This window comes from Mizugakiibacter sp., from assembly GCF_039680435.1.
Taxonomy (GTDB): domain Bacteria; phylum Pseudomonadota; class Gammaproteobacteria; order Xanthomonadales; family Rhodanobacteraceae; genus Mizugakiibacter.
Map to the genome: position 1 here is coordinate 1 of NZ_JBDKSX010000035.1, position 11,773 is coordinate 11,773.

General features: G+C 73.0%; 13 protein-coding genes and 1 pseudogene. 5 read left to right on the top strand and 9 right to left on the bottom strand.

The genetic code is table 11. From position 1 onward, the window contains the following. Positions 1 to 184 (bottom strand): annotated as a pseudogene (locus ABFC67_RS03980) (uroporphyrinogen-III synthase); the annotation flags it as partial. Positions 185 to 239: 55 nt separating this feature from the next. On the opposite strand from ABFC67_RS03980, the gene ABFC67_RS03985 reads away from it, so the two are divergent. The 3 genes from ABFC67_RS03985 to ABFC67_RS03995 all read left to right on the top strand — a co-directional run bounded on the left by ABFC67_RS03985 (position 240) and on the right by ABFC67_RS03995 (position 1,685). Then, positions 240 to 710: a YiiD C-terminal domain-containing protein gene (locus tag ABFC67_RS03985; protein ID WP_346736750.1), complete on the top strand. Its 471-nt coding sequence runs from the start codon at positions 240 to 242 to the stop codon at positions 708 to 710. Between the two features lie 41 nt (positions 711 to 751). Next, on the top strand, positions 752 to 1,162 hold the full coding sequence (locus ABFC67_RS03990; RefSeq protein WP_346736751.1) for a hypothetical protein: 411 nt from the start codon (positions 752 to 754) through the stop codon (positions 1,160 to 1,162). A gap of 79 nt (positions 1,163 to 1,241) precedes the next feature. Then, entirely contained in the window at positions 1,242 to 1,685 is a 444-nt protein-coding gene (locus tag ABFC67_RS03995) for a rhodanese-like domain-containing protein (RefSeq protein WP_346736752.1), read from the top strand. A gap of 312 nt (positions 1,686 to 1,997) precedes the next feature. Here ABFC67_RS03995 and ABFC67_RS04000 read toward each other — a convergent pair whose 3' ends face one another. The 7 genes from ABFC67_RS04000 to ABFC67_RS04030 all read right to left on the bottom strand — a co-directional run bounded on the left by ABFC67_RS04000 (position 1,998) and on the right by ABFC67_RS04030 (position 7,357). Then, positions 1,998 to 2,714, bottom strand: coding sequence for a glycosyltransferase family 2 protein (locus tag ABFC67_RS04000; protein WP_346736753.1), 717 nt, complete (start codon positions 2,712 to 2,714; stop codon positions 1,998 to 2,000). A gap of 279 nt (positions 2,715 to 2,993) precedes the next feature. Next, complete coding sequence (locus ABFC67_RS04005; RefSeq protein WP_346736754.1) at positions 2,994 to 3,713, bottom strand: DUF3379 family protein; 720 nt, start codon at positions 3,711 to 3,713, stop codon at positions 2,994 to 2,996. Continuing rightward, a complete protein-coding gene (locus ABFC67_RS04010; RefSeq protein ID WP_346736755.1) occupies positions 3,700 to 4,242 on the bottom strand; it encodes a sigma-70 family RNA polymerase sigma factor in 543 nt (180 codons plus the stop codon). Before ABFC67_RS04010 ends, ABFC67_RS04005 begins: the two co-directional genes overlap by 14 nt. An 85-nt stretch (positions 4,243 to 4,327) precedes the next feature. After that, positions 4,328 to 5,200, bottom strand: a complete 873-nt coding sequence (locus ABFC67_RS04015) for a ParB/RepB/Spo0J family partition protein (protein ID WP_346736756.1) — start codon at positions 5,198 to 5,200, stop codon at positions 4,328 to 4,330. Positions 5,201 to 5,211: 11 nt separating this feature from the next. After that, positions 5,212 to 6,006 carry an AAA family ATPase gene (locus tag ABFC67_RS04020; RefSeq protein WP_346736757.1) on the bottom strand — a complete coding sequence of 265 codons (795 nt, stop codon included), beginning with the start codon at positions 6,004 to 6,006 and terminating at the stop codon, positions 5,212 to 5,214. A gap of 94 nt (positions 6,007 to 6,100) precedes the next feature. After that, the gene (gene rsmG, locus ABFC67_RS04025) at positions 6,101 to 6,736 is read right to left on the bottom strand and encodes a 16S rRNA (guanine(527)-N(7))-methyltransferase RsmG (protein WP_346736758.1); all 636 of its coding nucleotides are present in this window, start codon (positions 6,734 to 6,736) and stop codon (positions 6,101 to 6,103) included. A 138-nt stretch (positions 6,737 to 6,874) separates the two neighbouring features. Further along, the gene (locus ABFC67_RS04030; RefSeq protein WP_346736759.1) at positions 6,875 to 7,357 is read right to left on the bottom strand and encodes an SPFH domain-containing protein; all 483 of its coding nucleotides are present in this window, start codon (positions 7,355 to 7,357) and stop codon (positions 6,875 to 6,877) included. A 342-nt stretch (positions 7,358 to 7,699) separates the two neighbouring features. Between ABFC67_RS04030 and hemB the strand changes: the two genes are divergently transcribed. Beyond that, positions 7,700 to 8,692 (top strand): porphobilinogen synthase, encoded by a 993-nt coding sequence (gene hemB / locus ABFC67_RS04035; RefSeq protein ID WP_346736760.1) that lies wholly within the window; start codon positions 7,700 to 7,702, stop codon positions 8,690 to 8,692. Positions 8,693 to 8,809: 117 nt separating this feature from the next. Then, complete coding sequence (locus ABFC67_RS04040; RefSeq protein WP_346736761.1) at positions 8,810 to 10,642, top strand: monovalent cation:proton antiporter-2 (CPA2) family protein; 1,833 nt, start codon at positions 8,810 to 8,812, stop codon at positions 10,640 to 10,642. Here ABFC67_RS04040 and ABFC67_RS04045 read toward each other — a convergent pair. Beyond that, on the bottom strand, positions 10,639 to 11,773 hold a 1,135-nt coding region (locus tag ABFC67_RS04045; RefSeq protein WP_346736762.1), incomplete at its 5' end, for an ankyrin repeat domain-containing protein. The two genes, ABFC67_RS04040 and ABFC67_RS04045, sit on opposite strands and share 4 nt — an antisense overlap.

The window sequence follows — 11,773 nt, forward strand, 5'->3', positions numbered from 1 at the left end:
GCGCGTCGCGCAACGCGCGCCGCGCCGCGTCCGCGTCCTCCGCGCCGCGCAGGCTCAGGCCCGGCAGCAGCAACGGCGCGCCGCCGAGCGCGCGCACGCGCCGCGCCAGCGCGCCGCCGCTGCCGGCGGGGCGCGTGATCGCGACGGTGGCGCCGGCGAGCGGCATGGTGGTCGGACGCGGCATCCGCGCATCGTACCCGACTTGTGCGCACGCGCCGCGCTGGGCAGACTCGCGCGCCATGTCCGCGACCGACCACGCCGCGCGCGCCGCCGCGCTGCAACGCTTCCTGCTCGAACGCATCCCGCCGACCCGCGCGCTCGGCCTGCGCGTCGCCCGCTACGACGGCGCCACGCTGGTGCTGGCCGCGCCGCTGGCGGCGAACGTCAACGACAAGGGCTGCGCGTTCGGCGGCAGCCTGACCTCGCTGCTGACCCTGGCCGGCTGGGGCCTGATCGAGCTGGCGCTGCAGGCGCGCGGCTTCGATTGCGACGTGTTCGTGCAGGATTCCGAGGTGCGCTACCTGGCGCCGGTGTGGAACGACTTCGAGGCAGTGGCGACGCTCGCCGAGGGCGAGTCGTGGGACGCGTTCCTCGCCGCGCTGGCCGAGCGCGGCAAGGCGCGCACGCGGGTCGCCTGCACCGTGCCCGGCGACGCCGGCGCGCCGGCGGCCACGCTGGTCGCGCGCTTCGTCGCCAAACGCCGCGGCTGAATTGCGGCACAATCGCGCATCGTTTCGCGCGGGAGATCGCCATGCGCTTCGCCACCAGCTTCGCCCTCGCCGCCGTGCTCGCGCTGGCCGGCTGCGCCACCCATCGCGAGAAGGACCAGTTGCAGAAGGTGCTGGACAGCTACGCCGCGACGGTGCGCTGGGGCGATTTCCAGGCGGCCTACGCGTTCGTCGACCCGAAGCAGCGCGAGGCGCACCCGCTGACCGAGCTCGACCGCGCGCGCTACCAGCAGGTGCGGGTCAGCGACTACGACGTGCAGTCGACCGTGCCGCAGGGCGAGCACGAGGTGCGCCAGGTGGTGCGCATCGGCCTGATCAACAACAACACGCAGTCCGAGCGCAGCGTCATCGACACGCAGGTCTGGCGCTACGACGAGAAGAAGAAACAGTGGTGGCTGGAGTCCGGGCTGCCGGACATCACCCGCCTCGACTGAGCGCCGCGGACCGTTTCTCGACGGGCGCGGCCTGCCGCATAATCGCGGCTCCCCGCTCCGTGCGACCGCGATCCTTCCGATGACCGACGTCCTGCAACGCCTGCCCGAGTTCGCCGCCCACCACCCGCTGTTGATCGCGGCCTTCTTCGGCCTGCTGCTGGCGCTGCTGGGCACCGAGGTCGGGCGCCTGTTCCGCGGCTACAGGGAGCTGACGCCGGCCGCGCTGACGCAACTGATCAACCGCGACAACGCGCTGGTGATCGACCTGTCCAGCCTCGCCGATTACGAGAAGGGCCACATCCCCGGCGCGCGCCACGTGGCGGTGAGCCAGTTCGATCCCGAGCACAAGGATCTCGCCAAGGCCAAGGAGCTGCCGGTGGTGGTCACCTGCCGCTCCGGCGTCACCGCCGGCAAGGCGGCGCGGCGCCTGGTCAAGGCCGGCTTCGCGCGCGTGCACACGCTGGGCGGCGGCAACGCCGCCTGGGCGCAAGCCGACCTGCCGATGGCCAAGGGTCGCAGTTGACGCGCTTGGCCGATGCCTTGAATGGCATCGGCCGCGGCAACTGCGGGCGAGCCATGGATGGCGAGCGGGCGGAGCCCCAGGGAAGGCTGCTCGCACCAGACCTGATATGCGCTTGGCCGATGCCTTGAATGGCATCGGCCGCGGCGGGCCCGTCGGGTGGGCTTCAGCCCACCACAGCATTCACCACGGCGTCGGACGGAAGGATGAGTCGTCGCGGCGGTGGGCTGAAGCCCGCCCCACGCCCGCCCCACGCCCGCCCCACGCCCGCCTTGCGCCGACTCCGCGACGATCGGCGGTCGCACCGCGCGTCGCTCACAGCTCCTCGACGCGCGTCACCTTGGCGCGGCGCATCAGCCAGGCTACGCCGCGCAGGTCGGCGAGGCCGACCCACAGCCGGTCCAGCATGCCGTACTTGGAGGTGCCGCGCGTGCGCGGGCGGTGGTTGACCGGCACGCTCTCGCTGCGGAAGCCGGCGCGCTTGACCAGCGCCGGCAGGTAGCGGTGCATGTGGTCGAAGTAGGGCAGCAGCAGGAACGTCTCGCGCTCGAACAGCTTCAGTCCGCAGCCGGTGTCCGGGGTGGCGTCGCGCAGCATGCGCGAGCGCACCGCGTTGGCGACCTTCGAGGAAATGCGCTTGTTGAAGGTGTCGCGGCGCGTGGTGCGCCAGCCGGCGAACAGCTTCACTTCGGGCGCGGCGCGGCCGCGCGCGTCGAGCAGCCTGGGGATGTCGGCCGGATCGTTCTGGCCGTCGCCGTCGAGGGTGGCGATCCAGGCGCCGCGGGCGGCGCGCACGCCGTTCCACACCGCCGTGCTCTGCCCGCTCTGCGTGGCGTGGCGCAGCACGCGCAGCTCGGGATATTTCGCCTGCTCGGCGGCCAGCACGGCGAGGCTGTCGTCCTTGCTGCAATCGTCGACGTAGACGATCTCGAAGTCGGCGCGTCCGCGCAGTGCGGCGGCGATCTCGGCGAGCAGCGGCGGGATGTTGTCGCGCTCGTTGAACACGGGCACGACTACGGAAAGCTCGGGCATGACGCAGGATTCCGGAGGCGCGAACGCGGCATTATCGCCGAATCGCCGGTCGTTCGCGCGCCGCCGCGTGCATGGTTGCGGGTACGGCGCCGGTGTTGCCGGTTTCCCTCTTCCCGCCGGGCGAGGAGCCGTCCGCAGGGCGGCTGGCCCACGAGTGCAAGGTACGCGCTGCGTGCGTCCCCCGCGCATCCCTCTTCCCCGGGGGGAGAGGGAAAAGCGACCCGCGCGAGGCGCGGCTGTGCGCCGCTCGTGTCGCGGCAGCCGTTCGCAGCGTCGCGCCTAGTAGCTGCCCAGCGCGGCTTCGGCCGGTCCTTCCAGCGCGTCGCGCCAGGCGTGCTCGACCGCGGGGAACGGCTGTGCGTCGCTGGCCAGCATCAGCAGGGTGCCGCCGGCCAGCGGCAGTTCGCGGCCCTGCCAGCCGCCCTGGCGGAACTCGCGCAGGTGCGGGGTGCGGCGGTTGGCGACGTAGAACACCACCACCGGCTCCGTGTCCGTGCGCATCACCATGTGCACGGTGTGGTAGGGGCCGACGCGGCAGTCGTTGACGAAGCTGATGCCGTCCGGCACTTCGCGCAGGTTGATCCCGCGCACGGCGAAGCCGGCGCGCACGCGCTCGGCCGGCATCGCCGCGGTCGCGGCGAATGCCTGCGGCTCCTCGGCGATGTGCGCCACCGCCAGCGCCGGCAGCGGGTCGTGCCGCATCCAGGCCAGGCCGGCGAAACCCGCGGCCAGCGCGACCAGCAGCGATGCGGCCATGGCGAAGGAAAGCGCGCGGTGCCGGCGCGCGCGGCGCACGCCGGTGGCCTGCGCCAGCAGAGCGCGCTCGGCCAGGCCTTCCGGCACGGCGACGGCCAGCGCCTCCTCGATGCGGCGTTCGAAATGCTGCGCGCGCTGCCACGCCTCGGCGCAGCGCAGGCAGGCGTCGCGGTGGGCGAGGAAGGCCGCGTCGCGCGCGTGCGGTTCGGCGCCGAGGCGGCGGCGGAATTCAAGACATTCCATGCGCCACCCCCGGATTGCCGGATTGCAGCAGCTCGCGCAGCTTCTGCCGTGCGCGGAACAGTTGGGTCATCACCGCGCCCGGCGTGCCGCCCAGCTCGGCGGCGATCTCCTCGCAGGTCAGTCCGCCCAGCACCTGCAGCAGCAGCGGTTCGCGGTACTTGGTCGGCAGTTTCAGCATGGCGTCGCGCAGCTCGGTGTCGCTGGCGGCCTGCTCGGGGCTGGCCCAGGCGGCGTCCTCGGGCAGGTTCTCGTCGATTTCGGTCAGGTCGAAGCGCTTGCGCTCGTACAGGCGCGCGTGCTCGCGGCGCAGGATGGTCAGCAGCCAGGCCTTGGCCGCCATGCCGTCGCGCAGGCTGTCCAGCGCGCGCCAGGCGCGCAGCAGGGTTTCCTGCACGAGATCCTGCGCCAGCGCCTCGTCGCCGCACAGCCAGTAGCCGAAACGGAACAGGTCGCCCGCATGCGCGCGCGCCAGCGCTTCGAACTGTCGCTGTTTCGGACTCACGGCAGACGTGACCGGGCGCAGGGGCATGAGCTTTCACGGCTCGGGCGGCCGGCGAACGATAACCGGGAACCGGCGCGCGCACACGCGCCGGTTGCAGCGGACGCAGCCGCGCTCAGCGCAGCCGTTCGAGGATGCCTTCCAGCTCGTCCAGGCTGTGGTAGCGGATGGTCAGCTTGCCGCGGCCGTTGCGGCCGTGGGCGATCGCCACGCGGGCGGCGAGGCGCTCGGACAGCTCGCGCTCCAGCGCGGCGATGTTGGGGTCGCGGGCGGCGGCGGCGGCCTTGGCCTTGCCCTTCGGCGCGGGCTGCGCGCGGCGCGCCGCTTCCTCCAGCTCGCGCACCGACCACTCCTTGGCGGCCGCTTCCTGCGCCAGCGCGACCGCGCGCGCCTCCGGCAGCGTGGCCAGCGCGCGCGCGTGGCCCATCTCCAGCTTGAAGTCGTCCAGCAACTGGCGGATCGGCGCCGGCAGCTCGAGCAGGCGCAGCAGGTTGGACACCGCCGCGCGCGAGCGGCCGACCGCGTCGGCGGCCTGCTGGTGGGTCAGCTCGAATTCGTCGATCAGCCGCTGCAGGGCCTGCGCTTCCTCCAGCGGCGAGAGATCCTCGCGCTGGATGTTCTCGATCAGCGCCATCGCCAGCACGGCCTGTTCGGGCACGTCCTTGACGACCGCCGGCACCTCGGCGAGGCCGGCCTTCTGCGCCGCGCGCCAGCGGCGCTCGCCGGCGATCAGCTCGTAGCGATCGCGGCCGAGCGCGCGCACCACCACCGGCTGGATCAGGCCCTGCGCGCGGATCGACGCGGCCAGTTCCTCGATGCGCGCGTCGTCGAAGTGGCGGCGCGGCTGGTACTTGCCGGGCTGGATCGCGGCGACCGGCAGGCTGCGCAGCTCGCCCGATTCGGCGACGGCGCCCGCCGCCTCGTCCAGCGACCCGCCCAGCAGGGCGTCGAGGTCGCGCGCGCCCAGTCCGCGCCGTTTCGCTGCCATCGGTGTTTCCCTCAGTTGACGCTGCTGCTCGGCGGCGCGCCGGCCATGCGCTCGCGGCGGATCATCTCGCCGGCGAGGCCGAGATAGGCGATCGCGCCGCGCGATTCGCGGTCGTACAGGTTGATCGGCTTGCCGTGGCTCGGCGCCTCGGCCAGGCGCACGTTGCGCGGGATGATCGAGCGCAGCACCTTGTCGCCGAAGTGCTTGGTGAGCTGCGCGGAGACGTCGTTGCCGAGGTTGTTGCGCACGTCGTACATGGTGCGCAGCAGGCCCTCCAGCTCGAGCGTCGGGTTCAGCCGCTGGCGCACCGCCTTGATGGTGTCGAGCAGCGCGGTCAGGCCTTCCAGCGCGAAGTATTCGCACTGCACCGGGATCAGCACGCTGTGCGCGGCGGTCAGCGCGTTCAGGGTGAGCAGGTGCAGCGACGGCGGGCAGTCGATCAGGATGGCGTGGTAGCGGTCGCCGAGCTTGGCCAACTGGTCCTTCAGGCGCGCCTCGCGCGCGATCGCGTCCATCAGCTTCAGCTCGGCCGCGGTGAGGTCGCGGTTGCCGGGCAGCAGGTCGAAGCCGGCCTCGGTGGCCATGATCGCGCGCTCGATCGGCACTTCTTCCAGCAGCACCTCGCAGCCGGTCGCCTGCACCTCGCGCTTGTCGACGCCCGAGGCCATGGTCGCGTTGCCCTGCGGATCGAGGTCGACCAGCAGCACCCTGCGCCGCGCCTCGGCCAGCGCCGCGGCGAGGTTGACGGCGGTGGTGGTCTTGCCGACCCCGCCCTTCTGGTTGGCGATGGCGATGATGCGCGTCATGGGATTACCGGCCAGCGTGGCGAAACTTGTCCTCGGTAACCGCGGCGATGGAGCCCGCCTGCCGCGGCGCGGATGCGAAGGGTAGCATCCGGCGTCAGTCCGCGGCCCGGCGGATCGCCACCAGGTGGCGTTCCGCGTCCAGTCCGGGCACGTCGAGGCGATGCACCGCCTCGACGCGGAAGCCGGCCGGCACCTGGGCCAGCTCGTCGTCCGGGTAGCGCCCCTTCAGCGCCAGCCACACGCCGCCCGGCGCCAGCAGCCGCCCGCCCCAGGCCAGCATCTCGGCGAGGCTGGCGAAGGCGCGCGCGGTGACGCAGTCGAAGCTGCCCTCGACGTCCTCGACGCGGCGCTCGACCACGCTGGCATTGTCCAGCTTGAGTTCGCGCACCGCGGCGCGCAGGAAGCGCGCCTTCTTGCCGTTGGCGTCGATCAGCGTGACGCGGCGCTGCGGCGCGGCGATCGCCAGCGGGATGCCGGGCAGGCCGGGGCCGCTGCCGAGGTCGGCCAGGGTGTCGCCCTGCACGTACGGCGCCACCGCCAGCGAATCCAGCAGGTGGCGCGTCACCATCGCCCCGGGTTCGCGCACCGCGGTGAGGTTGTAGGCGGCGTTCCAGCGTTCCAGCAGGGCGAGGTAGGCGAGCAGCCGCGCGACCGCGTCCGCGGGCAGGCTCAGGCCCAGCCGGGCGATGCCGTCTTCCAGCGTGTGTCGCAAAGCCTCGCGCTCGGCCATGCCGCGTGTATCCCCCTGTGCGGCGGCGGCCGCGACGGACCGCCAAGTATCCCGGCCGCGCCGCGCGGAATCCAGTGCGCCGGAAAAGCGAAGGCCCGCGCGCGGCGGGCCTTCGGCGATGCGGCGGCGCGTGACCGCTCAGGCGGCGAGGTCGAGTTCCACGCGCGTGACCAGCACGCCGCGTTCGCGCAGCGAAGCGTTCAAGGCCTGCTTGAGGCGAACGTTGCGCGCGCGTCCGTCCTCGGCGACGGGATTCTCGGCCTCGCGCAGCGCGTTCAGCGTGCGCGTGCGGATCAGCTCGTCGGCGCGCTCGATCACCGCGTCGGCGCGGTCCGGTTCCAGCACCTGCCAGTAGACCTTGCCGCGCAGCGCGGTCGGCGCGCCGTCGCCGGCCAGCGCGACGCGCTCGTCGAGCTGCAGCGCATGGCCGGTCAGGCTGATCTTGTGCGCCACCCGTTCGACCAGCGGCAGCACCATGTGCGTGCCCGAGGTCAGCATGCGCGTCGGCCGGCCGAGCCGGCGCAGCGTGTAGACCTGACCTTCGGGGATGCGCTTGATCGAGGCCGCGGCCAGCAGCAAGGCCAGGCCCAGCAAGCTCAATACGGCGATCGGGGGCAGCATAGTTATTCTCGATCAGCAGCTTATCGTTTCAAGCTCGACGCAAGGCCATCAAAAAGGCCGAAGGTCTTGCGTCCCCTGTATAAAACAGTCTGCCTTAATCACAATTTAACGGAATTGCCTGGTGCCCATCAAGCCGCAACCGGCACCGGCCGTCCGCGACCGCGCTCACATTCCCGAAGCATGGTTCGTGCCGCGGCGCGGTTCGTGACGGCGTTCTCGCGGTGGCGGCCGCCGCGAGGCGCGGCGCGGGCGGCGCGCCCGCCCGCGGCCGGGGCGATCGGCACGGCCGCGCCGACGCGCGTGGCCGCTACAATGGCCGTTTAGGGCAACCAGGCTCCGACCATGGGCTTTCCCGCGATCCGGATGCGGCGCATGCGCCGCGACGCTTTTTCGCGCGCGCTGATGCGCGAGACCGTGCTCACCCCCGCCGACCTGATCCTGCCGGTGTTCGTGCGCGAGGGGCAGGGCGTGCGCGAGCCGGTCGCATCGATGCCGGGCGTCGAGCGCCTCGCGATCGACGCGCTGCTGAAGGTCGGCGAGGAAGCGCTGCGCCTCGGCGTGCCGGCGCTGGCGCTGTTCCCCGTGCCCGACGCGTCGGCGAAGAGCGAGGACGCGCGCGAGGCGTGGAATCCGGACGGCCTGGCGCAGCGCGCGGTGCGCGCGCTGAAGCGGCATCTGCCGGAGCTGGGCGTGATCACCGACGTCGCGCTCGATCCCTACACCACGCACGGCCAGGACGGCCTGGTCGACGCCTCCGGCTACGTGCTCAACGACGAAACCACCGCGGCGCTGGTGCGCCAGGCGCTGGTGCAGGCCGAGGCCGGCGCCGATTTCGTCGCGCCGTCGGACATGATGGACGGCCGCATCGGCGCGATCCGCGAGGCGCTCGAGGGAGCCGGGCTGATCCACACGCGCATCCTCGCCTACTCGGCGAAGTACGCGTCGAGCTTCTACGGCCCGTTCCGCGATGCGGTCGGCTCCGCGGCCAGCCTCGGCAAGGGCGGCAAGCACACCTACCAGATGGACCCGGCCAACGGCGACGAGGCGCTGCGCGAGGTCGAGCTCGATCTCGCCGAGGGCGCCGACGCGGTGATGGTCAAGCCGGGCCTGCCGTACCTCGACATCGTGCGCCGCGTGAAGGAGCGCTTCGGCGCGCCGACCTTCGTCTACCAGGTCAGCGGCGAGTACGCGATGCTGAAGGCGGCCGGCGCGAACGGCTGGATCGACGAGCGCGCCTGCGCGCTGGAAGCGCTGGTCGGCATCAAGCGCGCCGGCGCCGACGCGATCCTCACCTACTTCGCGCTGGACGCGGCGCGCTGGCTGAAGTCGGCGTAGCGCGGCCCCGCGAGGGGCCGGCGCCTGTCGCGGCAACGACGACACGCGCCGCAATTCCCGCCTCCCGCTTCTCGACGCTACTGCCATAATCGCCGCGTATCTCGCGGAGCGCGTCACGTGGACACGCAAGGTTTCCTGCAGTACGCGGTGATCTTCCTGCTGGCGACGGTGGTGGCCGTGCCGCTGGCGAGGCGCTTTCATCTCGGCGCGGTGTTCGGTTACCTGCTCGCCGGCGTCGTGATCGGCCCGTTCGGGCTCAAGCTGGTGCACAACCCGGACAACGTCGCGCGCATCTCCGAACTGGGCGTGGTGCTGCTGCTGTTCGTGATCGGCCTGGAGCTGTCGCCGCAGCGGCTGTGGGTGATGCGCCGCGCGGTGTTCGGCGTCGGCCTGGCGCAGGTGTTGCTGACCACGCTGGTGATCGGCGCGGTCGCGCATTTCGGCTTCGGCGTCAGGACGCACGCCGCGGCGGTGATCGGCGCCGGGCTGGCGCTGTCCTCGACCGCGTTCGGCCTGCAGATCCTCGCCGAGCGCAAGGAGCTGAACTCGGCGCACGGCCGCCTCGGATTCGCGATCCTGCTGTTCCAGGATCTGGCCGCGATCCCGCTGATCGCACTGATCCCGCTGCTCGGCCGGCCGCTGGAACAGCCCGACGGCCCCGACCTGGCCGGCGCGCTGCGCGTGGTCGGCGTGATCGCCGTGGTGGTGGTCGGCGGTCGCTACCTGCTGCGGCCGCTGTTCCGCGCGGTCGCGCGCACGCGCATCCTCGAGGTGTCCACCGCGACCGCGCTGCTGGTGGTGATCGGCACGGCCTGGCTGATGGAACTGGTCGGAGTGTCGATGGCGCTGGGCGCGTTCCTCGCCGGCCTGCTGCTGGCGGACTCCGAATACCGCCACGACCTGGAAGCCCAGATCGAGCCGTTCAAGGGCCTGCTGCTCGGCCTGTTCTTCATCAGCGTCGGCATGTCGGTGGACCTGTCGCTGCTGCTGAAGCTGCCGCTGCAGGTGGCCGTGCTGGTGCTGCTGCTGCTGGCGCTGAAGGCGCCGCTGCTGGCCGGCCTCGGCCGCCTGGCCGGCGGGCTGGATGGCGCCGGCGCGCTGCGCGTGGCCGCGCTGCTGGCCGGCGGCGGCGAATTCGCCTTCGTGGTGTTCCAGTTGGCGCATGACAGCCGGCTGCTGAATTCGGCGCACCACGACCTGCTGGTGCTGGTGATCACGCTGTCGATGGCGTTGACCCCGCTGCTGGTGATCGCCGTGGCGCGCGCGCTCGGCAACGCGCCGCACGCGCCCGAGCGCGCATTCGACCGCATCGAGGCCGAGACGCCGCGGGTGATCATCGCCGGCTTCGGGCGGATGGGGCAGATCGTCGCGCGCGTGCTGCGCGCGCACCGCATCCCGTTCACCGCGCTGGAGAACTCGATCGAGCAGGTTGAGTTCTCCCGGCGTTTCGGCAGCACGGTGTTCTTCGGCGACCCGGCGCGGCCGGAGCTGCTGCGCGCGGCGCAGGCCGACAAGGCCGAGATCTTCGTGCTCGCCACCGACGATCCGGAGGCGAACATCCGCACCGCGCGCGTGGTGCGACGGATGTACCCGCACCTCAAGATCGTCGCCCGTGCGCGCAACCGCCAGCACGCCTGGCGGCTGATGGACCTCAACGCCGGCAGCGTGGTGCGCGAGACCTTCCACTCCAGCCTGAAGATGGCGCGCAAGACGCTCGAGGGCCTGGGCCTGGCGCCGGAAACGGCGGCCGCGCACGTCGATGCGTTCCGCCGCCACGACGAGGAGTTGCTGCACAAGCAGTACCTCGTCTACGACGACGATGCCGCGCTGGTGCAGACCGCGCACGAGGCGCTGCTGGACCTCGAACAGCTGTTCGAGGCGGACGCGCGCGAGCCGATGCCGCCCGCGGGCGAGGGGAAGTCGAGTCCGGACAGCGCGCTGCTGGACTAATCGGCGGACTGCGCCGGCTGGCGCAGGGTCTGGCGCACGCTGGGCACGCTGCGCTCGCCCAGCTCGACGGCAAGATCGGCGTAGCCGAGCAGGCGCGCGACGTCGGCGGCGGTGCGCCCCAGCCCGTCGAGCGCGCTGCGATCCGCGCCGCGCGCCAGCAGCAGGCGCGCCGGCGCCAGCAGCGCGTGGATCGCGCAGGCGTGCAGGGCGGCGACGCCGCGGCCGTCGGCGTGGTCGAGGTGCGCGCCGGCGTCCAGCAGCACCGGCACCAGCGCGCCGAGATGGGTGGGGTCGCAGGGGACGTCGTACTTCGCGTGCGCGCCGAGCAGCAGCAGCAGCGGCGTCAGGCCTTGCGCGTCGGCGCGGTTGACCTCGGCGCCGCGCGCCAGCAGCGCGTCCAGCAGGCGCCGGCAGCGCAGGCTGTCGCGACTGTCGAAGCAGAACTGCGCGGCGGCGTGCAGCGCGCCGCGGCCGCGCGCATCGACCGCGCGGATGTCGGCGCCGCCGTCCAGCAGCGCCTCGACGACATCGGGATGGCCGAGCGCGCCGCCGATCATCAGCGCGGTCACTTCGCCCGGCAGGCGCTGGTCGACCGGCGCACCGCGCGCCAGCAGCGTCTTCAGCAACGCGGCGTGGCGCGCGCCGGCGCAGGCGGACAGCGCGGTGGCGCCGGTGTGCGCCTGCAGGGTGGCGTCGGCGCCGGCGTCGAGCAGCCGGCGCGCGGCTTCGGCGTGGCCGCCGCCGCAGGCGCGGATCAGCGCGCTGGCGCCCTTGGCGTCGCGGGTGTCGACCGCGAAACCGAGTTCGAGCAGCTTGCCGGCCGCCTCGGCGTCGCCGCAGGCGGCCGCGGCGGGCAGGTCGTCCGCGCGCAGCGCGCGCCCGGGCAGCGTCCACAGCGGCCAGCGCAGCCAGCGCTCCAGCGCGGCGTCGCCGCGCGCCAGGGCGAGGCCGAGCACGGTCTCGCCGGTGGCCGCGGCGGCTTCCGGGTCGGCGCCGGCGGCGACCAGCGCGCGCACCAGCAGCAGCGCGTCGGCGCGCGCCAGCGCGGCGTGCAGCGGCGTGCGCCCGGCGCGGTCGCGCGCGTTCGGGTCGGCGCCGCGCGCCAGCAGCAGGCGCGCCAACGCGTCGAGG